We start from the raw sequence: 24196 nt of genomic DNA on the forward strand, positions 1-24196 counted from the left end.
GTCGGGCGCGGCCGGCTGTCGCGGGGTCAGTTGGCCGGGGGCGTATCGTTTTGCAGGTGATTCCTGAGCTCGCTGCACAGGCGGCCGACTTCCTCTTCCAGTTCGGCCAGGGCCCGATCCGCGCCCCCGAAGTCGGCGGCGCGGCCCAGGGTTTCCAGATGCAGTGCGGCGGCAGTGGCGGGGCCGGCGTGAAACACGCGAACAGCACCCTTCAGGCTGTGAGCGGCGCGGCGCAGTTCGGCAGCGTCGCGTCGCGCCACGGCGCTGCGGACGGCAGCCGTCATGGCGTCGACTTCGGCGAGGAAGACCTCCGCCAGGTCGCGCAGTATCTCCTCGTCGCCGTCCAGATCGGCCAGCGCTTTTTGCCATCCAGAGGCGTTCATCGGGCACTCCCGTTTCGCGGCGGCCTCCCCGGCCCGGGCCCCTCGGCGGCGCCGGGTATCACCCTGGCGATTTCCTCCTCCAGCACCCGGATCCGCAGCGGCTTGGCGACGTAGCCGTCCATGCCCGCCGCCAGGCAGCGCTCCCGGTCTCCCGCCAGGGCGTGGGCGGTCATGGCGATGATCGGAATATGGCGGTCCGTACCCCGCTCCCTTGCGCGGATCTCGCGGCTGGCGCTCAACCCATCCATTTCGGGCATCTCCACGTCCATCAGTATCAGGTCGAAGCCACCGGATTCCCAGGCGACCACGGCCTGCCGGCCGTCGTCCGCCAGGGTCACCCGGTGACCCCGCTTGGCGAGGCTCTTGCTGGCGACGGCCTGGTTGACCTTGTTGTCCTCGGCCACCAGGATGCGCAGCGGCCGGAGTCCGGCGGCTTCCGCGCCCGCCGGAGCCGCTTCGGGCTCCTCCCGGCCCGCCAGCCCCATGACCTCGATGATGGCATTCAGCAGGGCGGACTGGCGCACCGGCTTGGTGAGCCAGGCCGCTATCCTCCCGCCGGCGTCCAGGTCGCGGCTGCCGCTGGTGTCGGCGGAGGACAGCAGGATGATCCCCGGCGGGTGGGGCAGTTCGAGCTCGCCGATACGGCGCGCCAGCTCGATACCGTCCATTTCCGGCATCCGCAGATCGGTGATCACCAGTGCGATACTTTGGCCGGGCCGCTGCAGTACCGCCAGGGCTTCTGCGCCGCCGGCCACCGCCGTGGGCGCCATGTGCCAGCTGTGCAGCATCTCCTCGAGGATGGTGCGGTTGGTCTGGTTGTCGTCGACCACCAGCACCCGCAGGCCGTGGAGCCTGGCCGGTCCCCGTTCGAAGCCGCTGTCTGCGCGCTCCGCTGCCAGCGGGAATGGCAGGCTGAAACGGAAGGTGGCACCCCTGCCCTCCTCGCTTTCCACAGTGATCTCACCGCCCATCAGTTGGACGAGATGGGCCGCTATGCTGAGGCCGAGACCGCTGCCGCCGTAGCGCCGTGAGACACCGACGCCGGCCTGCTCGAAGACTTCGAAGATGGATTTCTGGAACTCCCGGGAGATGCCCGGCCCGGTGTCGCGCACGGTAAAGCACAGGCGCACCCCCGCGCTGTCCCGGGATTCGACGGCAATGTCCACGACCACCTCGCCCTTCTCGGTGAATTTGATGGCATTGCCCACCAGGTTCAGCAACACCTGCCGCAGCCGCCCAGGATCACCCAGCAGCCGGTCCGGCACTGTGGGCGGTATGTGGTAGGCTAGTTCCAGGTCCTTGTTGGCGGCCTTCACCGCCAGGGTTTGCAGCATGTCCACCAGGGTGTCGCGCAGCGCGAAGGGGGTGGACTCCAGTTCGATCTTGCCTGCTTCGATCCTGGAGAAATCCAGGATGTCGTCGATGAGCCGTAGCAGGGAGTCCGCCGACTGGTCGATGACCCGCAGGTACTCGCGCTGATGGGGCGCCAGCCTGGTGTCCATCAGCAGCTCGGTCATGCCGATTATGCCGTTCATGGGGGTGCGGATTTCATGGCTCATGTTGGCAAGGAACTGGCTCTTGGCCCGGGTCGCCGCCTCCGCCTGCTCCTTGGCGCTCCTCAGGTCCTCTCCCAGCTCAACCAGTTCGGCGGTTTGCCGTTCGAGGTGCTGATTGGCAGACAGGAGGTCGGCCGTGCGTTCTTCAACGAGGCGTTCCTCCCGGCTGGCCTGTCGCGCCAGCAACATCAGGTAGGCGACGATCAGGGAAGTTGCGAACAAGCCTGCGACAATGACGATATTGGCACCCTGTATCCCGCGGGTAGTGATGGGTTCCAGCGCATTGACCTCGACCCGCCAGGGGTGTCCCGCAACGGTCAACTGACGGGCATAGCCGGGCAATCCCCGGCGGTTTTTTTGGACGGCTTCGTCGGGGACATACCTGTACGCCGGGACCGGCGGGGAGACGCTGGCGTCCAGGAGGGCGGTCTCGACCTGCCAGGCAGGGAGGTGGACCAGTGCCCGCTCGACAATCTCGTCGAGGCGCACAATGGCAGCGACGAACCCGGTCAGGTCCCGCCGCCGTTCGCCGACTGAACCCGGGACGGAACGGCCCTCGTAAACGGCAAGGACGGCCAGGATGCGCGGTGCCGACGTGTCTTCCAGGCCGGGCAGGGCGAACGGGGGGGTGGTAGCGGGCCTGCCGGTATCACGGGCCCGGACCATGGCCTGGCGAACCGGCGGCAGGGATGCCAGGTCCAGTCCGAACAATCCCCTGAGTCCCGGCTGTGCGGCTTCCAGGAAGAATACCGGAAAGTGGGCCTGAAGCCCGTTTGGCGGAGTGCCCTTGTCCGCGGGGCGGGCCTGCCAGATCCGGTATTGATCATGCAGTTCCCGCCGGCCGATCGCTTCGTGGGCTGCCCGCTCGCCCGCCGCGGTTCTGGGGGCCCAAAACACCGCCTCCAGGCTGGGATAGGAATCCAGGATGGGGGCGGCGAAACCGGTGAATTCGTGCCGTTCGACCAGCTCCGATGCCTCGTAGAAAGCCCCGAAGAACTCGAGCAGGGTGATATGGGTTTCGAAACTGCGGCCGACGTCGTCGATGAGCAGCTCACCGGACAGCTCGAACTGGATCCGCGCACTGGTTTGCTCACTGGTGTAGAGCCAGTGCCAGACCCCGAAGGTAAGCAGCAGGAAGAGCAGCCCCACGCCCAGCACGGCCCACTCCCTCGGGCGCAGGCCGAGCACCGCCGAGTGGCCTCGCCTGTTCTTTGGCGCGGGGGGGCTTCGATCATCGCCGGCATCGACCATGGAGGGCCTCGCACAGGGCGTCGCTTCCTTATCACTAAGCGCGACAAGGGGCACATAAACTATTAACGAGGATAGTTTATTTTCTCAGTGTGCCTGCCGGCGGGGCTGTAGGGGCGAACACAAGGTTCGCTCCTACAGAACAGCTTTCTCGTCATTCCGGCGCAGGCCGGAACCCCAGGTGCCCCGAACTGGATACCGGGACCAGATCAAGTCCGGCACAGGCTCTTCGCCGGTATGACGAGTCAATGAGAGATGGGTTCTCAGGCAGTTTCGGTGCTACGCGCCGGGCGCCGGCGGCGGCGCGGCCGTTGGCTGTCACCGCGGGTTGCCTGGGCGCCGCGATTCTGCCCGCGCCCCTGGCCGTTGCCGCGGCTACCGTTACCACGCCCCTGACCACCAGAGCTGCGTTTCTGCCCGCCTCCGCGTACCGGGTTGCCCGACTCCGGCAGCGCATGGCTCGGCTCGAAGCCCTCAATCTCCTCCCGCGGCACCGCTTTCTTGATCAGCCGCTCGATATCCCGCAGCTGCGTGAACTCGTCCGCGCTCACCAGGGACACCGCCTGGCCCTGGCTGCCCGCGCGGCCGGTGCGGCCGATGCGGTGCACATAGTCCTCGGGCACATTGGGGAGGTCGAAGTTGACCACCTGGGGCAGCTGGTCGATATCGATACCGCGGGCGGCGATATCCGTCGCCACCAGTATCTGCACCTTGCCGTTCTTGAAATCCGCCAATGCCTTTGTGCGCGCATTCTGGCTCTTGTTGCCGTGAATCGCGGCAGCGCGGATATTGTCCGCCTCCAGCTGCTTCACCAGCTTGTTGGCGCCGTGCTTGGTGCGGCTGAACACCAGCGCCTGGTGCCAGTTGTTCTCGCGGATCAGGTGGCTGAGCAGCTTCTGCTTGCGCGCCTTGTCCACCGGGTGCAACTTCTGCCGCACCGTCTCGGTCGTCGTGTTGCGCGGGCTTACGTCTATCTCTACCGGATCGTTGACCAGGCCCTTGGCCAACTGGCGAATCTCCGCGGAGAAAGTCGCGGAGAACAGCAGATTCTGGCGCTTTGCCGGCAGAACTTTAAGGATGCGCTTGATATCGTGGATAAAGCCCATGTCCAGCATGCGGTCGGCCTCATCCAGCACCAGCGCTTCCAGTTTGTCGAAGCGGATGGCGCGTTGGTTGTACAGGTCCAGCAGGCGGCCCGGGGTGGCCACGAGAATGTCCGCGCCGCCGCGCAGGCGCATCATCTGCGGATTGATCTTCACTCCGCCGAAGACCACTGCGTGGCGCAGCGGCAGGTACTTGCCGTAGCCCTGCACATTGTCGAACACCTGCGCCGCCAGTTCGCGGGTCGGCGTCAGCACCAGGGCGCGCACCTGGTTGTTGCGCGCCGGCTCGCCCTTGGACAAACGGTGCAGCAGCGGCAGGGTAAAGCCGGCGGTCTTGCCGGTGCCGGTCTGCGCCGCGGCCATGATATCGCCGCCCTTCATTACCGCGGGGATGGCCTGTGCCTGGATGGGGGTGGGTTTCGTATAGCCCTGCTCGGTTACGGCGCGGGCAATTTCCTGGGCCAGGCCCAGATCTTCAAACAACATAGAAAAACCTCGAGTTGCGCTTCCGGCGCAATCAAAAACAGTTCCGCCCGCTTGCGGGCGCGAAGAAAAATTCGGAGTTTGCGAATCCCTGGTCAGGATTCGCGCCGCCGTCTGATAGCCAGTGCCATTTATGGGGCAAGACCGGCATGGTGCGGCATTCAGTAGAGGGTTCCGGGAAGAATTTGGGAAAAAATTCCGGGGGGTGCCGACGGCTCGCCGGCCTACAGATGACGCAGCTGATCTCGAATCAGCGCCGGCACTATAACATAGAGTTCCCGACTGTATAGTTTTATTTTCCGCAGATGCCCTGGCGTTCTAGCGCGATACCCGGTTAAACCGTTTTCTTCAATACCCCCGCAACCGTTGGGGCTCCCTGGCCACGACCATAAGATTGAGTCACGACCACAATAAGTGGCCGCGGGCTCTGTGGAATTAAAATTTCTGTTGAGAAACTCTTAGCAAGCAAACTGCAACGACAGTCGGGAGGTAGATAAGATGTCTACCCAAGAATACGGATCGCAGCGGAGCGGCGGCCGGTCTACGTCCATTAGCGCCCAATGCAAAGCGGGAGGGAATCCGCAACGCGCTTCGTAACAGCGGCGCACCTTGTAAAGAGGCGCGCCGTTATTCTGTTCCAGCCCGCGCTTGCGCCTAAACTGTCCGTGCACAGAACGCTAGGTGAACAAGCATGGACAAGACGATTCCCGCCAAGCTCCCTCTATATATCAACGGCGACCGGGTGCAGTCCCAGAGCCACGAGTGGCTAGACGTGACCAACCCCGCCACCGGCGAGGTGCTGACCCGGGCGCCCTACACCACCGGGGACGAACTGCAGCGGGCGGTGGATGCCGCCAGGGACGCCTTCCAGAGCTGGCGCAAGACACCGGTACCGGCGCGGGCGCGGCTGATGCTCAGGTACCAGGAACTGCTCAAGCAGCGCCAGGAGGAACTGGCGGAAATCCTCTGCGAGGAAACCGGCAAGACCTTCGAGGACGCCAAGGGCGATATCTGGCGCGGCATCGAAGTGGTGGAACAGGCGGCCAATATCGCCGCGCTGATGATGGGGGAGACGGTGGAGAATGTGGCATCGAGCATCGACTGCTACTCCTACACCCAGCCCCTGGGCGTCTGCGCCGGCATCACCCCGTTCAACTTCCCGGCCATGATCCCGCTGTGGATGTTCCCCATGGCCATTGCCTGCGGCAACACCTTCGTGCTGAAGCCGTCGGAACAGGACCCGATCACGCCGTGCAAACTGGCGGAGCTGTTCGAGGAGGCGGGCGCGCCCAGAGGCCTGCTGCAGGTGGTGCACGGCGGCGGGGAGCAGGTGGACTTCCTGCTCAAGCACCCGGATATCAAGGCCATCTCCTTTGTCGGCTCGGTGCCGGTGGGCCAGCATATATACCGCACCGGCACCGAACACCTGAAGCGGGTGCAGGCCTTCGCCGGCGCCAAGAACCATATGGTGGTGATGCCGGATGCGAACAAGCAGGCGGTGCTGAACAATATCGTCGGCTCCTCGGTGGGCGCCGCCGGCCAGCGCTGTATGGCGATTTCCGTCGTCGTGCTGGTGGGCGAGGCGCAGCAGTGGATTGCGGAAATCCGCGACACCATGGCCAGGGTCAGGCCCGGCCCCTGGAAGGATCCCAAGGCGGACTTCGGCCCGCTGATCTCGCCCGCGGCGCAGGAGCGGGTGAAGCGCTATATCGCCAAGGGCAAGGAGGAGGGTGCAAAGCTCCTGCTGGACGGCTCAGACGTCGAGGTGGAGGGCTATCCGCACGGCAACTGGGTCGGGCCCACCCTGTTCGCCGATGTCACTCCGGAGATGTCCATCTACAAGGACGAGATCTTCGGCCCGGTACTCTGCCTGGTGAACGCCGACAGCCTCGAGGATGCCATACAGCTGATCAACGACTGCCCCTACGGCAACGGCACCTCCATCTTCACCGCCAGCGGCGCCGCCGCGCGCAAATACCAGCACGACATTCTGGTGGGCCAGGTGGGTATCAATGTGCCGATCCCGGTGCCGCTGCCGTTTTTCAGCTTCACCGGCTGGCGCGCCTCCTTCTACGGCGACCAGCACGCCTACGGCAAACAGGCGGTGCGCTTCTATACGGAAACCAAGACGGTGACCGCGCGCTGGTTCGATACGGATATAGAGCACGCGGAGCATCCGAATATGACCATTCACCTGAAATGAACGGTACTCGGTACTCGGTACTCGGTACTCGGTACTCGGTACTCGGTACTCGCCAAAATTGTAGGATGGGCAAAGCGCAGCGTCTCCATCGGCCATGGTTTGATGGGCACGCTGCGCTTTGCCCATCCTACAGGACTATGTGTAGGAGCCTGCCTGCAGGCGAAAGAGAACAGAGCTCCGTAGCCATTCGCCTGGCAGATTTTTGCTCCTGCAAAATCTGCATTTCCGCTGGGCGGCACCCCGCCATCCATGGCGGTCACAGGAAGGCCCCTACGGCACGGAACTTCGAATGCGGGAAAGGATATGAACAAGTCAGTGGCCTTTTTCGGCCTCGGCCATATGGGCGGGCCCATGTCCGCCAACCTGATCAAGGCGGGATTCGATGTGGCAGGATTCGATCCGGTGACAGAGTTACTGGATCTGGCCTCCAGTCATGGCGTGAAAAAATCGGCCTCACCGCTGGAAACCATTGCCGGCGCCGACTTTGTACTGAGCATGCTGCCGAACGGCGAGGATGTGGAGGCGCTCTATATCGACGGCGAAAAGCTGCTGGACCATATCGACAGGAAGACGCTGGTCATCGACTGCTCCACCGTCGCCGCATCCAGTTCCAGGCGCCTGATCACCGAAGCGCACAAGCGCGGCCTGCGCGCAATAGAGGCACCGGTTTCCGGTGGCGTGGCCGGCGCCGTCGCCGGCACCCTGAGTTTTATGTGCGGCGGCGAGGCTGCCGATGTGGAAGTCGCACGCGAAGTGCTGCAGCATATGGGCAGCAACGTCTTTTACGCCGGCCCCGCCGGCGCCGGACAGACCGCGAAGATGTGCAACAACATGCTGCTCGCAATCCATATGATAGGCACCGCCGAGGCGTTGCAGCTGGGCGTCGACAACGGCCTGGACCCGAAGGTTCTGTCGGAGATCATGCTGAAAAGCTCCGGCGCCAACTGGTCGCTGGAGAAATACAATCCCTACCCGGGGGTGATGGACAATGTGCCGGCCAGCAACAACTACGAGGGCGGGTTTATGGTGAAGCTGATGTGCAAGGATCTGGGACTGGCCCAACAGGCGGCTACAAACAGCAAATCCTACACACCGCTGGGCTCATTGGCTCGCAACCTCTACGGGCTGCACTTACTGGCGGGCAATGAAGAGCTGGACTTTTCCAGCATTCAGAGATTGATTGGCGGATGAGTCCCGTCTATCCGCCGGATTATCCTCCTGTTGAAGTTGGCCTTACAGATATGGCGTCAACAACAGCTTATAGCCGGAGAAGCGGACTTCTGCCGTCTCTTGGTGCCTGGTCAGGACTGCCGGCGAGGCCAGCAACACTTCATTGCCACCGGAAAGATCATAGAGATGCGTGGATATCCTGACACCAGCAACGCCTTCGTCGACTGCTTTCAGCACGACTTTCAACCTGCCGGAGACGACCATTTCGCTTTCCCGGTTCTCTTCGTTCAAAAGCTGCACATCCGCCAAACCTTCTCCCTGGGAGGATACAGTCAGTCCGACCATGATCGGCTTTGCCGTAGCGGGCATTAACAGCAGAGCATTGAAAGCCAGAACTACGACAGCGAAAGCTCCCGCAACTGTTCGCTTGACCGGCCACTTGGCTTTTTCCCTTCCGCGCAGGGCTTCAACATCTACTTCGAAGACTGCCGCCAGTGATTTGGCCGACTCCAGAGAGGCATTGCCGTCCTTTTCGATTCTCTGAATGGTCCTGAGACTCAGGCCCGCCGCATCCGCGAGCTGCCCCTGGCTCCACGCGCGCTTGGATCTTTGAGCTTTGATCAGCTCTCTGTCTACCTTCATTTCCACTGTGCAGCCTCCACTCAAGTTTGCCGAACAAATTTGAAGGGAAACCGTCCATTTTCATACGTCAGCAATACGCCATAGCTGCGTCAGCCATGTGTCAATGGTCAAAAATCATGAATGTCATTATAAAAAATGGCCGATCCCTTGCGGCCGGTTGAACCAGTCGCTAGCCAAATAAAAAACGGACCTCAAGGGTCCGCATTCGTCATTCAATTCAGCTCACTTCCGCAAGGTTGCCCTTGCTCTCCAGCCACTGCTTGCGATCCCCCGCACGCTTCTTCGCCAGCAGCATATCCAGCAACTGGTTGCTGTCATCCCCGGCATCAATGTACAGCTGCACCAACCGGCGAGTATCCGGATCCATGGTGGTCTCGCGCAGCTGCAGCGGGTTCATTTCCCCCAGGCCCTTGAAGCGGGTGACCTGGATCTTGCCCTTTTTGTTCTCCGCGGCGATGCGGTCGAGGATGCCCTGCTTTTCCGCTTCGTCCAGCGCGTAGTAGACGTCCTTGCCGATATCGATGCGGAACAGCGGCGGCATGGCGACATAGACATGGCCGTTGGTGACCAGGGGGCGGAAGTGGCGCAGGAAGAGGGCGCACAGCAGGGTGGCGATGTGCAGGCCGTCGGAGTCGGCATCGGCGAGGATGCAGATCTTGTTGTAGCGCAGGCCCTCCAGGTTGTCGCTGCCCGGATCAACGCCCAAGGCCACGGCGATGTCGTGCACCTCCTGGCTGGCGAGGATTTCGGCGGAATCCACCTCCCAGGTGTTCAGGATCTTGCCGCGCAGCGGCATGATCGCCTGGAATTCGCGGTCGCGGGCCTGCTTGGCGGAACCTCCGGCGGAGTCGCCCTCCACCAGGAAAAGTTCACTTCTAGCCGTGTCGCCGCTGGCGCAGTCCGCCAGCTTGCCCGGCAGGGCCGGGCCCTGGGTGACTTTCTTGCGCGCGACTTTTTTGGCCGAGCGCACGCGCTTCTGCGCATTGGTGATGCACAGCTCGGCGAGGCGGTCGCCCTCCTCGGTGTGCTGGTTCAGCCACAGGCTGAAGGCGTCCTTGGCCACACCGGAAATAAATGCCGTCGCCTCGCGGGAGGACAGGCGCTCCTTGGTCTGGCCGGAAAACTGCGGGTCGGCCAGCTTGGCGGACAATACGTAACTGCACTGGCCCCAGATATCCTCGGGCCCCAGCTTGATGCCCCGCGGCAACAGGTTGCGGATCTCGCAGTATTCGCGCATCGCTTCCAGCAGGCCGGCGCGCAGGCCGTTCACATGGGTGCCACCCTGGGCGGTGGGGATCAGGTTTACGTAGGACTCGGCGGTGATCTCGCCGCCCTCCGGCAGCCACTGCACTGCCCAGTCGGCGGCCTCGGTGGAAGCGGCGAAGCTGCCCACGAAGGGTTCTGCTGGCAGTACTTCCCAGCCCTGGTTAGCCCCTGCCAAATAGTCCTTGAGGCCGTCTTCATAGAACCACTGGTCCGATTCGCCGTCCTGCTCGTTGATAAAGGTCACTGTCAGGCCGGGGCAGAGCACCGCCTTGGCCCGCAGCAGGTGGCGCAGGCGCGGCACCGAGAATTTGGCCGAGTCGAAGTATTTCGGGTCCGGCAGGAAGCGCACGCTGGTACCGGTGGTGCGCTTGGGGCAGTCGCCTATCACTTCCAGGTCAGAGGCCTTGTCGCCGTTCTGGAAGCCGATGCGGTGGATTTTTCCATCCCGCTGGATGGTGACTTCCAGCACCCTGGACAGGGCATTCACCACCGACACGCCGACGCCGTGCAGGCCACCGGAGAACTGGTAGTTCTTGTTGGAGAACTTGCCGCCGGCGTGCAGGGTGGACAGGATCACTTCCACCCCGGGGCGGCCCTGCTCCGGGTGGATATCCACCGGCATGCCGCGGCCGTCGTCGCTGACCGACAGCGAGTGGTCCTTGTGCAGCACCACTTCGATTTTCTTCGCGTGGCCGGCGAGGGCCTCGTCGACACTGTTGTCGATCACTTCCTGCGCCAGGTGGTTGGGGCGCGCCGTGTCCGTGTACATGCCGGGGCGCTTGCGCACCGGGTCCAGACCCGTGAGTACCTCGATATCTTCGGCGGAATAATTGGCCATATTCTTATTGACTGCTCGTTAGTAAATTCTGTTTTTTCCTGTAGGAGCGGCCCATGGCCGCGATCGATCTTGCCGAACTCCGATCGCGGCCATGGGCGGATGACCGCCCCGCCGCTCCTACGGGTTAAAAAGAAATTCGACAATCGGCTCGCAGTAGCGCGCGAAGCCCTGGAAACCGTGATCGCCGCCGTCCTCTATGGTCTGGCGCTGGCCGCGGTAGAGATCCTCCGCCTCGCGGCAGTCGAGGGTCTCGTCGCCGCGCTGGGCCAGCAGCCAGTAGCGGCCGCGCAGGGGCTGCCGCAGCTCGGCTTCCAGTCGGCGCATGGTATCAACGTCTGCCGGGGTTAGGCGATATTCCTGGGGTTCACCGCTGTGGGGTTTCAGTGTCTGCCCCAGGTAGTCCGGCATAAAGCGCGCCGGGTGTACCGCCGGATTCACCAGCACTGCGGGCAACTGGTAGCGCTCCGCCAGGTAGCTGGCCCAGAAGCCGCCCATGGAGCTGCCCAGCAGGCCTATGGGGCCGCAGCCTTCGCGCAGGAAGTTATCCACCAGGGTCAGCAGCGACTGTTTGGCGATCTCCGGATAGGGGGATATCTGCGGCGCGCAGTAGACGATGCGCGGATGGTCCGCGGCCAGGCGCTCACGCATCAGCTGGCACTTGAAGGACTGCGGCGAGGACAGGAAGCCGTGCAGGTAGATCAGCAGCGGCCGGTTTTGTTGTTCTGCTTGGGACATGGGCGGGGATTATAGCGCCCTTGGCCTGCGGAGTGGCGAATGGTTTGGCGAGTCGCAGGGGCCTGCGGCCTGCCCCCTCCCCCGGCCCCTCCCCCGCAAGCGGGGGAGGGGCGCTATATTCCCGAGTCCCGAGTCCCGAGTCCCGAGTCCCGAGTCCCGAGTCCCGAGCCCCGAAAATATTAGCGCAAGGACTTGTCCAGGCTGGAGAAGGCGCGGCGCATATCGACTTTCATATCCCCCCAGAAGGTGACGCTGTTGAAGACCTCGACGTTGCCGGTGGCGAAACCGCCGTAGTCACCGCCTATATCGCGCCTGTCGCGGAAGCGCATCACCGCGTTGCCGTCGCGGTCGTAGAGGGTGCCGGCCAGTACGCCGTAGGCACTCTGCTCCGTGTAGACACGCCAAACCCAGGTGGCGGTGGGGTCCAGGGGCGCGGCGAGGGAGAACTTTTCCAGGCTCAACTGCAGCGTGTAATCCGCCTTGGCCGGGTTTGCCACCAGGTGGCTTCCGCGCGGGGCGAGGAATTTTTCGCTGAAGGTCTGCGCCATCAGTTCATCCAGTCTCTGCAGGTCCTTTTGGTCCAGCTCGTAGTCTCGCGCGCGCAGAGTGCCCGGGCCCGTAGTGAAACGCTTTGTATAGTCGATCCGCACCGGCGCCACATAGACGGAGGCACCGCTCAGGTCGAAGGCGAAGGCCGCGGATACCTCGTCCAGCCCGCTCGCGCGGGGCTGCAGGCCATCGGCGGCGGCGCCGCCAACCAGGGCCTGGCCGGTTACCGACGGCTGCTGGGCACAGGCGGCCACCAACAGCAGGGAAAAGAAAGCTAACGGCAGGGAAAACTTACGCATATCTACAACTTCCTGTAACCAGATTGAAATTCCATTGTAAGGCGGGCGGTCAGGAAAGACAGGTTAAAAAAGGGGAAATGCGCCGGGCGGGGGCTTTCCGCCGACCGGCGGCCAAAAAGCAGGTCAGTAACCGCCCGAGGCCAGGTCGACGCTGTATTCGGACACCGTGACCCGCTGCACACCGGTGGTGTAGCTGCCGTCGTCGCTCAGCTCAAACCAGCGGTAGCCGGGCATCTCGTCGTCCACCGAGAAGGGGCCGCTGCCGGGGGTGAACTGCACCGAGGTGGAAGGGGTGGCGTGCAGCCCCAGGCTTCCAAGGCCGGTGCGTTCGAGCTGACTGTCGAACTGCTGGTGCACATGACCCCAGACCAGGGCCTTCACGTTCGCAGACTTCCCGACCATCTGCAGCAGACGCTCGCCACCCTCGCGCAGCATATGGCCGTCGATCCAGTCGCTGCCCACGGGCACTGGCTGGTGGTGCATCAGGATCATCACCGGGTGCTCGTGGCATTCCTGCAGCAGCTGCTGCAGTCGCTGCAGCTGTGCGTCGCTGAGGCCGCCGCAGATCTGGTTCTCCACGCTGGTGTCCAGCAACAGCAGGCGCCAGTTGCCCAGCGCAACCATCTCTGCCGAGCGGCGCGGGGCCAGCTGCTTCATCCGCGCGGCGTCGTCGTGGTTGCCGGGTAGCCAGTACCAGGGGGGAAGTACCGGCTGCATCTTGTGCAGGAAGCGGCGGTAGGCGGCCTCACTGCCGTTGGCAGTGATGTCGCCGGTGATGACCACCAGTTCCGCACCGGCCTGATCGCGGGCGATCGCGCGCAGCACCTCGTCCAGAGTGCGGCCGGTGTCCAGGCCCAGCAACTGGTAATCCGACCGGCCGCCGATATGGGGGTCGGTAAACTGAACCAGGCGATGTACCGGCCCGCTTGACTCTCTGCGCTCGCGACTCACTTGCTCACCTTTCGTTCACATCCGTGTCATTCACATCCCTGTGCGAGCCGGCAATTCTAGAATTGCCGGCCGTCCAGCACCAATTCAAATTCCGCGCGGGCGTTCGCCAGGCAGTGGCCGAGCCATTCACCGAGAAAACGGTTGGCCTGCTGTCGCTCGTCCGCGCGCTGCATGCGCGGGTTGGGGTAGGCATTATCCACTCCATTGCCGCCCACGGGCCCGCGCCCGTCGACCGCGACCACCTCCGCCATACGCGCGTCGTGATAGAGGCGCACCGTAATCTGCGGCGGCGTCATCCAGCGTCGCTCGCCGGCGGGCGCCTCAGCGCTCAGGCACACCTCCGTGGTATACCTGGATCTATCCAGTACGCACAGCTCCAGGGCCCCGTGGGGCATCTGGTAGCGCCAGTGGTCCCTACAGGCCAGTTCCGGCAGCAGCTTGCACAGGCGCAGGTAGTTGGCATCGCAGTCGGCGTGATAGGCCGGCAGATCCACTCGATATACAGGCTTTTGACTGTCTTTTCGCGACAGATCTGCCTCTTGCCCGGCATCTGCCCCGGTTTCGGTCAGTAGGGCCATTATCGACACTCCAATTCTATTGTCGCCGTGATTCAGATCTCAGTTTGCACGCCCCGCGGGCAAATGAACGAAATCTTCGGTGACTGGTTAGCCTAGCAGCCTGTCGGACTTAGGCGTTCGTCGCGAGGGAAAGTCCGGTTCGAGCTATTTTTGCGCAAATCCGAGGCGAATAGCGGGCTATTTAACAAGGAGTTGCGCCAAAAAGAGCCGAATCCGGCTTTTCCGCAGCAGAGCAGCCCTAAGCCCGACAGGCTGCTAAATGCGGTCCCTTGCAAGTTTTTCCCGGTTCAGCTGCAGCCACTGCATGCAGATGACGGTGGCCGCGTTGTCGATCGGGCAGCCGTCAGGTCCGCTCTCCTCCATCGATTCCAGTACCGCCCGCAGCGGAAACACCCGCAGGCGAATATCCTCATTCTCGTGTTCCAGGCCGAAATGGCCCTCGGCATCGCTGAGGTCCACCAGGGCGCAGTAGAGGTGCAGCCGCTCGGAACTGCCGCCGGGGCTGGGCATATAGCTGCGGATAAAGTGCAGCCGCTCCACCTGCAGGCCGGCCTCCTCGTACACCTCGCGCCTGGCGACTTCCTCGAGGGGCTCGCCCTCCTCTACCATACCCGCGACCACCTCCAGGCACCAGGGACCGCCGGGGCGCTCCAGGGCGCCGACACGGAACTGCTCCGTGAGGCCCACCAGGTCATTGACCGGATCGTAGAGCAGCACTCCCACCGCCGGATCGCGCACGAACAGTTCGCGCTCGAATTCCCCGCTCCAGCCGCCGCGGAACAGCCGGTGGCGCAGGCGCAGGCGCAGCATGGTGAAAAACCCCTGAAAAACCGCCTTGCGGGAAATGATATCCACCGCGCCGCGGGTAAACTGGGGGGACAGGTCCGTGTTTCTGTCAGTCGCTTTCATTATCGCATTCCATGAACTGCGGCGGCGGACTATCTCGCCGCCGGGCAGCTGTTATACTTTGCCGCTTGGAAAAAATCTGTGACCAGATGGCCACGCCTTTCCCTTCGCATTTTCCCCTGGAAGTACAGAGATCGCACCCTATGAGAGTGCTCAATATCGCCTACCAGCAGCTGCGCCGCTACGGCAAGACCCGGGTCAGCTGGGCGCAGAAGCTGACCTTCGGCCTGATCAAGAACGACCACTATACCCAGGTTTTCAGCGACCGCGACGTGGCCGCCTTCGAGGCACCGCTGGGTATTCGCGACCTGGGCATGGGCAAGGCCAACCGCCGGCTGCTGGAGACCGTCGAGGCCTTCGAGCCGGACCTGGTGATCGCCGGCCACTGCGACATGATCACCAACGACACACTGAAGGCGATCAGGCAACAGCAGCCCAACTGCGTCATTGCCCACTGTAACAACGACCCCCTGTTCGTGCCCAGCAATGTGGAGCGCATCAAGCACCGCGCCGAGGTGGCCGATGCGATTTTCGTCTCCACCGGCCGGCGCGAACTGAAGATCTTCGAAGGCATCGGTGCAAGGGTCTACCATATGCCGAACCCTGTGGATCCCTCGATCGAGAACCTGGACAACTCCCGGCGCACCGACCTGCCCATCGACCTGCTCTTCTGCAGTAACAGCAACAACTTCACCAAGCGCCTGCAAATGGTCAAAAACCTGAAGGATGCCCTCGGCGGCGAGCTGAATTTCAAGACCTACGGCAGCTTCGGCGAGAAACCGGTGTGGGGCCGCGATTATGACCGCGCGCTGGCACAGACGAAAATGGGCCTGAACTTCAACCGCCAGGACACCCACTACTGGTATTCCTCCGCGCGCATGGCGCAGCTGGCCGGCAACGGCATACTGCAGTTTACCAGCGACAAGCTGCACTTCGACGAACTGCTGCCGGCGGAGAGCGCGGTCTACTTCGGTGACGAAGAGGACCTGTTGGCGAAGATCCGCGAATTCCACCGCGACGACGCCAAGCGCCGCGCCTGGGCCGCGCGCGCAAGGGATTTTTTCCACACGGAGATGAATTCGAAACTCTACGCCCAGTACATCGTCGAAGCCTCGACCCTGCAGCCCTTCAGCCACGACTATGTGTGGGCGCGCGATATCGAGCTGGACGGCACCCTCAAGTAGGGTACACCAAATCATCTGCATACTATTCTGGACAATATGAATAGAGACCCAATTCGAGTGGCCCAGGTGCTGGCCGGCGCCGAGCACGGCGGAGCGGAAAACTTCTTCGTGCGCCTGGTGAGCGGCCTCAACGAGCGGCCGGAACTCGAGGAGAAAGCGTTTATCCGCAATCACGATCACCGCGTGCAGGCGCTGCGCAGCAACGGCGTGGAAACCGAGGGGTTCAGGTTCGGCGGAAAACTGGATTTCCGCGGCCGGAAAATTTATCGGCAGGCACTCGATGCCTGGCAGCCGGATATCGTGATGACCTGGATGGGCCGCGCCAGCATCATCACTCCCCATTCCGGGGACTATCTGCTGGTGAACCGCCTGGGGCACTACTACAACCTGAAGTACTACCGCCACGCGGATTACTGGATCGGTATCAGCAAGGGCATCTGCCGGCACATGGTCGACGGTGGCATCCCGAAAGAGCGGATCTTCCATATCCCCAATTTTGCCGATGAAACCCCGGTGGAGCCGATTCCCAGAGACAGTTTCAACACCCCCGCGGACAGGCCGCTGATCCTGGCCGCCGGCCGCCTGCATGTGAACAAGGGTTTCGACGTGCTGCTGCACTCGCTGGTGCAGATTCCCGATGCGACCCTGTGGCTCGCCGGCACTGGCCCGGAGGAGAAAAAGCTGAAGGCCCTGTGCCACAGGCTGGGCCTGGACGAGCGGGTGCGTTTTCTCGGCTGGCGCACCGACGTCACCGCGCTGATGCGCACCGCCGACCTCTTCGTGTGCCCGTCGCGCCACGAGGGGCTGGGCTCCATCGTGATGGAATCCTGGGCGCACCGCTGCCCGATAGTCGCAACCAATTCCCAGGGGCCCGGGGAGGCGATCACCGACGGGCTCAGCGGCCTGCTGACGCCGATCGACGATGCGGATGCGCTGGCAGTGGCGATCGGGTCGGTACTGGAAAATCCCGAGCTGCGCCGGAGCCTGATCGAGGGGGCCGCGGAGGTTTATGCGAAGGGCTACTCAAAGGCACATATCGTCGGCGCCTATGTCGAGCTGTATCAGCAGTTGATGGCGAAGGGGCGATAGGGAAAGCGGCGGGGCGGCCATCCGCTCCGCCGCCCCTACAGGGGGATGGTGAAATCGAGCTAGCGGGGCGGAAAGCGGCTCAACAACAGCCCCATCTCCTCCCGCAACTGCTGCTGGTTCTGTACCGGATCCGGGTAGCGGGCAGCGGCGGAGGGCACACTGCCACTCCACAGGAGCGAGTTGTCCGCCGACATCACATCCATCACCAGGGTGTTCTCCCGGTACTGCCGCACATGCAGCGGCACGCGCCAGCCGAAGCCCCAATAGCGGTAGCCGCCGTAGAGGGCCAGGGTGTCGTCGTAGACGGCGACCTTCTCCACCGAGTTCAATTGCACCCGCACCAGGAAGTCCGCGCTCTCGGGACTGTCCGCGGACATATAGCGCTGGCGCAGCATATCGTCCGCCGCCCGCCCCACGCGCTTGATCTCCAGCGGAGACACGGGGCCGGTGGCGAGGGGGTCGAGCAGGTAATAGCTGTGCAGGCTGGAAAAGTCCGCCTGGGGGTCGTAATCCACCGCGACCGGCGGCGCGGACACACAGCCCGCCAGTAACACCACAGTCAGGGCCAACAGCCCCGGGCGCAAGCAACGCGATATAAAGGCGGTCCGCAAAATGGCACTCATGCCTGTCTCCTAATGCTGAATTTCCGAAGATCCGGCATCCGTACCGTAGAGGTTTTTCCTTTTTGTTCTCAATAAGCCGCCGGCAGATCCTTTAACAGATCCCGCACGGCGGTGCCGATCACGCGCCGGCGCTCCTCGGCGCTCTCCGGGCGCGTGAGCAGCTTGGTGGCACTGCCGCCCCATATGGGCGCGCTGTCGGCACGGCCTATGCCCAGGCTCAGAGTCACCCGCGGCGCGCCGGTGCGCGCCGGCAGTTCCACCACATCCTGGGGGGCGTTGTTGTCGAACTGCGCATCCCAGCTGGGATCCGTGGGGTCGCCGGAAAAGTGCTCCTCCACCACCGCCACATGGTATTCCACTACCATATCCGCACGCGCCAGGTCGTCAACCTGGCGGTAGCCGCGCGCCTGCAACTCCGCGGTGACCGCCGCGCGCATCTCCTCATCCAGCTCCACCACCTGCGCCGAAGCCTCGGGCACGTCGGTGAGCGCCGCCTGGCCCCAGGCGTAGGAGGAAAAGGCCACCGGCGCAGAGGCGGGCTGGACCCGCTGCACCTGGACATCCTGGCAGGCGGTGAGCAGCAGCCCGAGCAAACCAAAGATCGCGATACGCATAACAACTCCTTTTTTACGTAACTGTTCACGCCCCTTGTTGCCAGTAAGGAAGTCTTGGGCGGCCCTGCTACCGGTGGCCATTTGGGGGAAAAGCCTCCTCGGCAAACTTTTCCCAAATGGCCCCCCGGCATCAGGGCCTGAACATTGGGCTCTGGCATTCTTTTCCCAGTCCCGAGGGGTGAGTAGTTACCTTTTACTATTTGGCCGGCTCGTCGGCGCCATACAATTCTATTTTAGGACTCCAGCGGAACCACTCCGGCTTGGCCTCCGGGTACAGCGGGTAGTGGCTGCCGGACTCCACCTCCAGTCCCATCTCCGGCGCCTCCGGTGTGGCGAAGGCGACGCCGCCGGCGAGCAGCGACTGGGCGGACTCGGTGTTGACCGTCAGGCCCGTCTTGAGGCCGAAATTCACCTCCACGCCGCTGGCGTTCCAGAATACCGTGTGTTCGCGCACCAGGGTACGGTAGCGGGGCTGGATATGTACATAGATATAAACCCGGTCCGCCAGTTCCCCCAGCGCGAATCCGGTCACCTCGCCCACCTGCACCTGGCGGTAGTAGACGGGGCTGCCGGCCACCAGGGAACCGCGCCGCGGCGCGTCGAGAATCACCGTCAGGCCGGGGCGGCTCATGGTAGCCGCCAGGTCTTCCCGCGGCGGCTCCAGGCTGGCGACGAATTCCGTCTGCTCGCCGCCGGAGCCGGGCTCCAGGGCGAGGTAGCGGCCGGTGATCAGCGTGTCCAGGTTGGATACCTTGCCAATCCCGATCTGTGGCGAAACCACCCAGATGCGGGTGCCCTCGCGGGCGAAGTGCTCGGCGCGGTGGTACAGTTTGGCGCGGGCGCGCACGGCGCCCAGGTCCCGCTCCAGGCGCAGGCGGGTGATCTCGCCCACCTGGATACCCTTGTAGCGCAGCGGCGCGCCCTCCCTGAGACCCTCGGCATCCGGCAGCGAGATGTGAATGGTCACTCCCTCTTCCAGGGCCGCTTCGCGGCTGCTGTAGAGGGGGAAGCGGTCACCGTCCTTGGCCGGGGCCGCCGTCTCCCGCGTCCACGGGGGGCTGCCGAAGGCGACGCCGCCGCGCACCACGGACAGCAGCGAGTCGGCTTCCACCTCTATGCCGTTCAGGCTGGCGCTGGCCCGCAGGCCGCTGACATTCCAGAAACGCGTTTCCCTGTTGACCAGGTGGGCGTAGCGTGGCTCTATCACCACGTACACCTCGACCCCGTCGCCGTCCTCGCGCAGCTCCATCCCCTGCACCTCGCCGACCTCGATACGCCGGTAATAGACCGAGGCGCCGCGCTGCAGGGAGCCGTGACTCCGCGCGGTCAGACGCAGGTGCAGACCCGGCACCCGCGGGTCCATCGGCGGCGCCGAGGCGCGGGCGTCGAAAGTGCGCTGGGAGCGCTGGCCGCGGCGCAGGTCCACCTCGATGCGGTTGCCCTTGAGCAGGTCGCCGAGGCCGCTGGCAATATCCAGGGTCGGCGGCGCCAGCCAGAAGCGGGTGTTCTCGGTCAGCAGGTCGTCGGTGATCGGGTCCATCAGCACCTTGACTTCCATGCCGTCTATCCGGCGGTTGGCCTTGACGTCGCTCACCTCCCCCACCTGGATACCCTGGTAGTACACCTGGGTACTGCCGGCGGTGACATTGACGCCGCGATCGAAATTCAGCGTCACCCGTATGCCCGCCTCCGCCGCGGAAAAGCTCTCGTACAGCTTGAACTCGGTGCCGTTGACCGCCAGCGGCGACTGCCGCTGCTCCTCCGGGGTGTGGAAGCTGACCCCGCCGGCCACCAGCGCGGCGAGGGACTCCATGTCGACGGTGATGCCGCCGATATCCCCCTCGATGGTGACGCCGGAACTGTTCCAGAAGCGGCTGCCCCGGTGCACCAGGTGGGCGTATTCGCGGCGGATAAACAGGTCGATCTCCACCCCGTTATCGTCCTTGCCCAGGCGGTAGTCCTCCACCTGGCCAACGTGCAGCTGGCGGTAGTAGACCGGCGAACCGCGATTCAGGGAGCCCAGGCGCGGCGCCTTCAGCACCACCCGCAGGCCCTCGCCGCGCACTATGGCCGGCGGCTTGTCCAGGGCTGTAAACTGGCGCTTGCGCGCGCCGCTGCCCGGCTCCAGGGCGATGTAGCTGCCGGATATCAGGGTCTCCAGGCCACGCACGCCGGTAATGGTGAATTCCGGCTTCACCACCCAGAAGTCGGTGCCCTCCACCAGCAGGTGCTCGGCGCTGCGGTTGAAGTCCACCTCTGCCAGCACGCCGTCGGCGCCGTCCAGTTCGGGGGCGTCCGGCACCAGCTTGAAATCCCGCACGACACCGATGTCCACGCCGGAGTATTTGACCACCGTCTTGCCCTTCACCAGGCCGTCGCCGGTGTGAAAGAGGATGCTGGCGCGGATATCCCCCTGGACAAAATCCCGGTACACCAGCCAGACGGCGATCAAGGCCGCGATCAGCGGCAGAATCCACACCAGCGGCAAGCCGCGGCTGCTCCGGGTCAGCCCCTGCTGGGGACCATTGCCAAAGTTTGCGCTTGCCTGGGACTCGTCGTCAGCCATTCCCGGCGACTCCCTTGTCGTCGTTATCCAACTGGCGCCGGTCGTACAGATCCCAGATCAGGCGAGGGTCGAAACTGCGCGCCGCCAGCATCGTAATCACCACTACCGTGGCAAAAGCGGTGCTGCCGGGGCCGGCGGCCACCTGGGCGATGGCCCCCATATCCACCAGTGCCACCAGGATGGAAATCATAAACAGGTCCAGCAGCGACCAGCGGCCGATACCGGAGACCACCCGATAGAGCTTCATCGCCTGTAGCGGAATCAGCGGCAGGCGCAACTGTATCTGTACCAGCAGCAGTGTCAGTCCCACCAGCTTCATCACCGGAACCGCGATACTGGCCACGAAGACGATCAGCGCAATGCCCCACAGGCCGGCGCTATACAGCTGCATCACACCGCTGATGATGGTGCTCGGCTCGCCGGAGCCGAGATAGATCACCGTCATCACCGGCAGGATATTGGCCGGTAGCAACAGCAGAGCGCCGGTGATGGTCAGGGCCCAGGTCAGCATCAGGCTGCCATCGATACGCCCGTGCACCCGGGCTCCACAGCGGGGGCAGCTACAGCGACCGGAGGCCGGCAGCCGCACCAGTTGGTGGCAGCAGAGGCAGCTGGTGAGCCCCTGCTGCAGGGCCTTTTGCGGCCCCTTCACCGCAGTCCCCCGGAGGCTGCGGTGCCGGCTGCGCGCTGCCGGCGCCGCGCCATGCGCGCCCAGACCGCGTGCGGATCGAAACTCAAGGTGGTCAGGTTGGCCACCAGCATCATGGCGGCGAAGCAGTAGAGCCCCGTATCCACTTCCATCTCGCCGAGATCTTTCATCTTGATCAGCGCCACCAGTATGCCGAGCATATACACATCCAGCATGCCCCACTCCTTCAGGTGCTGGTACCAGCGCAGCGCCGCTGCGACCAGGCGGTCGAGATAAGCCCAGGCACTGCCCCAGCAGATGAATGCCAGCAGCAGGAATTTCCCCAGCGGCGCCAGCACGCTGCAGAAGAGCACCAGTGACGACATCCAGATATAGCCGGCATCGAACAGCGACATGACGCCGTTCAGCAGGGTGTTTTCCGCCCCGAAGCCGAGGATGGAAAAATGCAGCAGCGGCAGGGAGGCCGAGGGAATAAACAGCAGCAGTCCGGTTAGGCTCAGCGCCGCGGTGTGGCGAATGCTGTTTTTTGCATTGCGGTGCAGGGTGGCGTTGCAGCGCGGGCACACCAGCTTCTGCCCCGGCGGTGCCAGGGCGCCGGTCAACAGCAGGTCGCACTCGTGGCAGGCGCGCTGCCAGGATGTCGGTGCCTCGTCTCGCCCGTTTTGCATTTGCCCCTTTTGCATCCGCCGGGAATCCTTGCCTGATTCTGCGAAATGTTTGCCGCATCCAAATTCGACGCAACTGCGTCTATTGAATTAGCGCGCTGAGACCCAATCCGGGAGCTGCAGCGGCTGTTCCCCAAAATGGCCGGAAACTTGCCAGTAACCGCACATTCGCGTCGGTTTAACGAAGATATACCAAAAAGCCCCAGGCGTCGCCTCGACGCTCTCGCGGGCCGCGGGTACACTCTCGCGACTGCTATTGGGGAGACTGGCAGCATTGTTTGCTTTAAGACCGCACCCGCCACAGGAAGTTGAAACAGATGAAAAGAAGTGAATCCACCGCAACGCGAGGCCGCCAGTTGCGCCCGCTGAAAACACTTATAGCCGCCGCCGTACTCGGCCTCGGCGCCGTGCAGGCCCAGGCCGATACCCTCTGGGAAGTCTACCTGCAGGCACTGGACAATGATCCGCAACTGGCCGCCGACCGCGCCGCCTATCACGCCGGACTGGAAGCGAAGAACCTGGGGCGCTCGGCGCTGCTGCCGCAGATCAATGTCTCCGCAGAGGCCGCCAAGACCGAAATCAATTCCGATACCATCCGCACCCAGATCGATGAAGATACCGGTGAACTGAGGCCGTTCGAGCAGAGCGGCAATACCGACACCGACGATCGCGTCTATTCCGCGCGCCTCGACCAAGCCATTTTCGACCTGCCGGCCTGGTTCGGCTACAAGCAGGGCAAGAAGACCAGTGAGCAGGCCACCGCCGAGTTCAGCGCCAACCAGCAGGAGATGATGCTGCGGGTGGCCACCGCCTATTTTGACGTACTGCGCGCCCACGACGTGCTGGAAGCCGCCGTCGCCGAGGAGAAGGCGCTGGCCAAGCAGCTGGAACAGACCCAGCAGCGTTTCGAGGTGGGCCTGACGGCCATCACCGACGTCTACGATTCCCAGGCTGCCTACGACAGCGCCGTTGCACGCCGGCTGACCGCCCAGGACGATCTGCTGAGCAACTTCGACGCATTGTCCGTGCTCACCGGCACACCCCACGACACAGTCGCGCCCCTGCAGGGAGACTTCCAGGTAGCGCCACCGGAGCCGGTGGAGCGCGCCGCCTGGGTGGACTTCGCACTGGCCAACAACTTCGACCTGAAGGCCGCGCGCCTGGCCGCCGACGCGGCCCGTTACGGCGCCCGCGCCGCCGCCAGCGAGCATCTGCCGACGCTGACCGGCTCGCTGAGCTACCGCAAGGACTACAGCGAAGGCGACACCACTGCCACCGCAATTGGCCGCACGCAAAGTTTCCCGGTCGACGACGATATCGAGACCAAGGTAGCGGCCATCAGGCTGGAAATGCCCCTCTACACCGGCGGCCGCCTCAGCGCCAGCCGCCGCGAGGCGCGCAACCTGGCCTTCCAGGCCGAGGACCTGCGCAACCTGGCCCAGCGCGATACGGTGCAAAACACCCGCACGCTGCACCGCGCGGTAGTGACCGATGTGTCGCGGGTACGGGCCCGCGAGCAGGCGGTGATCTCCGCCAAGAGCGCCCTGGACGCGACCCAGGCGGGCTACGAGGTGGGCACGCGCAATATCGTCGACGTGCTGTTGGCCCAGCGCACCCTGTTCCAGAACCAGACCGACTACGCCAACGCCCTCTACGACTACATCCTCAACACCCTCAACCTGAAGCGGGTTGCGGGACTGCTGGCACCGGACGACCTGCAGCAGTTGGAAGCCAGGCTGAACCCGGCCCAGCCGGTAACCCGGGTGGCGGAAGCCGGCGCCACGCCCGCGCCGGTCAAATAGAGCCTTAACTGCCCAGACAGGTACAAGGGGCCGGCACTGTACAGTGCCGGCCCCTTTCTTTTTGTGGTCAAAATATGATCCGGCGTGGAGTATA

20 protein-coding genes are annotated in these 24196 nt (G+C 63.8%); 5 read left to right on the forward strand and 15 right to left on the reverse strand.

The window, feature by feature from the left end; all coding sequences use genetic code 11:
• Window positions 1–26: 26 nt before the first annotated feature.
• The 3 genes from AC6R19_RS05210 to AC6R19_RS05220 all read right to left on the reverse strand — a co-directional run bounded on the left by AC6R19_RS05210 (window position 27) and on the right by AC6R19_RS05220 (window position 4776).
• Window positions 27–383, reverse strand: a complete 357-nt coding sequence (locus AC6R19_RS05210) for an Hpt domain-containing protein (RefSeq protein WP_500578637.1) — start codon at window positions 381–383, stop codon at window positions 27–29.
• Window positions 380–3097 carry a CHASE domain-containing hybrid sensor histidine kinase/response regulator family protein gene (locus tag AC6R19_RS05215; protein WP_500578639.1) on the reverse strand — a complete coding sequence of 906 codons (2718 nt, stop codon included), beginning with the start codon at window positions 3095–3097 and terminating at the stop codon, window positions 380–382. Before AC6R19_RS05215 ends, AC6R19_RS05210 begins: the two co-directional genes overlap by 4 nt.
• Before the next feature lie 353 nt (window positions 3098–3450).
• Window positions 3451–4776 (reverse strand): DEAD/DEAH box helicase, encoded by a 1326-nt coding sequence (locus AC6R19_RS05220; protein WP_500578641.1) that lies wholly within the window; start codon window positions 4774–4776, stop codon window positions 3451–3453.
• A 688-nt stretch (window positions 4777–5464) separates the two neighbouring features.
• Between AC6R19_RS05220 and AC6R19_RS05225 the strand changes: the two genes are divergently transcribed.
• Entirely contained in the window at window positions 5465–6976 is a 1512-nt protein-coding gene (locus AC6R19_RS05225) for a CoA-acylating methylmalonate-semialdehyde dehydrogenase (RefSeq protein ID WP_500578642.1), read from the forward strand.
• A 303-nt stretch (window positions 6977–7279) separates the two neighbouring features.
• The gene (gene mmsB, locus AC6R19_RS05230; protein ID WP_500578643.1) at window positions 7280–8167 is read left to right on the forward strand and encodes a 3-hydroxyisobutyrate dehydrogenase; all 888 of its coding nucleotides are present in this window, start codon (window positions 7280–7282) and stop codon (window positions 8165–8167) included.
• Window positions 8168–8209: 42 nt separating this feature from the next.
• Here mmsB and AC6R19_RS05235 read toward each other — a convergent pair whose 3' ends face one another.
• The 7 genes from AC6R19_RS05235 to AC6R19_RS05265 form a co-directional block, all read right to left on the reverse strand.
• A complete protein-coding gene (locus AC6R19_RS05235) occupies window positions 8210–8788 on the reverse strand; it encodes a helix-turn-helix transcriptional regulator (protein WP_500578805.1) in 579 nt (192 codons plus the stop codon).
• Window positions 8789–9005: 217 nt separating this feature from the next.
• Window positions 9006–10892 (reverse strand): DNA topoisomerase IV subunit B, encoded by a 1887-nt coding sequence (gene parE, locus AC6R19_RS05240; RefSeq protein ID WP_500578645.1) that lies wholly within the window; start codon window positions 10890–10892, stop codon window positions 9006–9008.
• 117 nt (window positions 10893–11009) lie between these two features.
• Complete coding sequence (locus AC6R19_RS05245; protein WP_500578646.1) at window positions 11010–11627, reverse strand: YqiA/YcfP family alpha/beta fold hydrolase; 618 nt, start codon at window positions 11625–11627, stop codon at window positions 11010–11012.
• A gap of 179 nt (window positions 11628–11806) precedes the next feature.
• On the reverse strand, window positions 11807–12475 hold the full coding sequence (locus AC6R19_RS05250; RefSeq protein ID WP_500578647.1) for a hypothetical protein: 669 nt from the start codon (window positions 12473–12475) through the stop codon (window positions 11807–11809).
• A 123-nt stretch (window positions 12476–12598) separates the two neighbouring features.
• Entirely contained in the window at window positions 12599–13426 is an 828-nt protein-coding gene (locus AC6R19_RS05255) for a metallophosphoesterase (RefSeq protein WP_500578648.1), read from the reverse strand.
• 56 nt (window positions 13427–13482) lie between these two features.
• Complete coding sequence (locus AC6R19_RS05260; RefSeq protein ID WP_500578650.1) at window positions 13483–14004, reverse strand: DUF1249 domain-containing protein; 522 nt, start codon at window positions 14002–14004, stop codon at window positions 13483–13485.
• A gap of 255 nt (window positions 14005–14259) precedes the next feature.
• Window positions 14260–14913 carry an NUDIX domain-containing protein gene (locus tag AC6R19_RS05265; RefSeq protein WP_500578651.1) on the reverse strand — a complete coding sequence of 218 codons (654 nt, stop codon included), beginning with the start codon at window positions 14911–14913 and terminating at the stop codon, window positions 14260–14262.
• A 140-nt stretch (window positions 14914–15053) separates the two neighbouring features.
• Here AC6R19_RS05265 and AC6R19_RS05270 point away from each other — a divergent pair, with 140 nt between their 5' ends.
• Together AC6R19_RS05270 and AC6R19_RS05275 are read left to right on the forward strand one after the other, a co-directional pair.
• A complete protein-coding gene (locus AC6R19_RS05270; protein WP_500578652.1) occupies window positions 15054–16094 on the forward strand; it encodes a glycosyltransferase family protein in 1041 nt (346 codons plus the stop codon).
• Window positions 16095–16130: 36 nt separating this feature from the next.
• Window positions 16131–17183, forward strand: coding sequence for a glycosyltransferase (locus AC6R19_RS05275; protein WP_500578654.1), 1053 nt, complete (start codon window positions 16131–16133; stop codon window positions 17181–17183).
• 59 nt (window positions 17184–17242) lie between these two features.
• Here the strand turns inward: AC6R19_RS05275 and AC6R19_RS05280 are convergent, their stop codons facing one another.
• The 5 genes from AC6R19_RS05280 to AC6R19_RS05300 form a co-directional block, all read right to left on the reverse strand.
• Window positions 17243–17806 (reverse strand): DUF4136 domain-containing protein, encoded by a 564-nt coding sequence (locus AC6R19_RS05280; protein WP_500578655.1) that lies wholly within the window; start codon window positions 17804–17806, stop codon window positions 17243–17245.
• Between the two features lie 68 nt (window positions 17807–17874).
• Window positions 17875–18420 (reverse strand): DUF4136 domain-containing protein, encoded by a 546-nt coding sequence (locus AC6R19_RS05285; protein ID WP_500578656.1) that lies wholly within the window; start codon window positions 18418–18420, stop codon window positions 17875–17877.
• 196 nt (window positions 18421–18616) lie between these two features.
• The gene (locus AC6R19_RS05290; protein ID WP_500578657.1) at window positions 18617–20986 is read right to left on the reverse strand and encodes a PqiB family protein; all 2370 of its coding nucleotides are present in this window, start codon (window positions 20984–20986) and stop codon (window positions 18617–18619) included.
• Window positions 20979–21638 carry a paraquat-inducible protein A gene (locus tag AC6R19_RS05295; RefSeq protein ID WP_500578658.1) on the reverse strand — a complete coding sequence of 220 codons (660 nt, stop codon included), beginning with the start codon at window positions 21636–21638 and terminating at the stop codon, window positions 20979–20981. Before AC6R19_RS05295 ends, AC6R19_RS05290 begins: the two co-directional genes overlap by 8 nt.
• Window positions 21635–22303, reverse strand: coding sequence for a paraquat-inducible protein A (locus tag AC6R19_RS05300; protein WP_500578660.1), 669 nt, complete (start codon window positions 22301–22303; stop codon window positions 21635–21637). Before AC6R19_RS05300 ends, AC6R19_RS05295 begins: the two co-directional genes overlap by 4 nt.
• A 314-nt stretch (window positions 22304–22617) precedes the next feature.
• Here AC6R19_RS05300 and AC6R19_RS05305 point away from each other — a divergent pair, with 314 nt between their 5' ends.
• Window positions 22618–24102 carry a TolC family outer membrane protein gene (locus AC6R19_RS05305; protein WP_500578662.1) on the forward strand — a complete coding sequence of 495 codons (1485 nt, stop codon included), beginning with the start codon at window positions 22618–22620 and terminating at the stop codon, window positions 24100–24102.
• Window positions 24103–24196: the final 94 nt, after the last annotated feature.

The organism is Microbulbifer sp. SE14, from assembly GCF_059834885.1.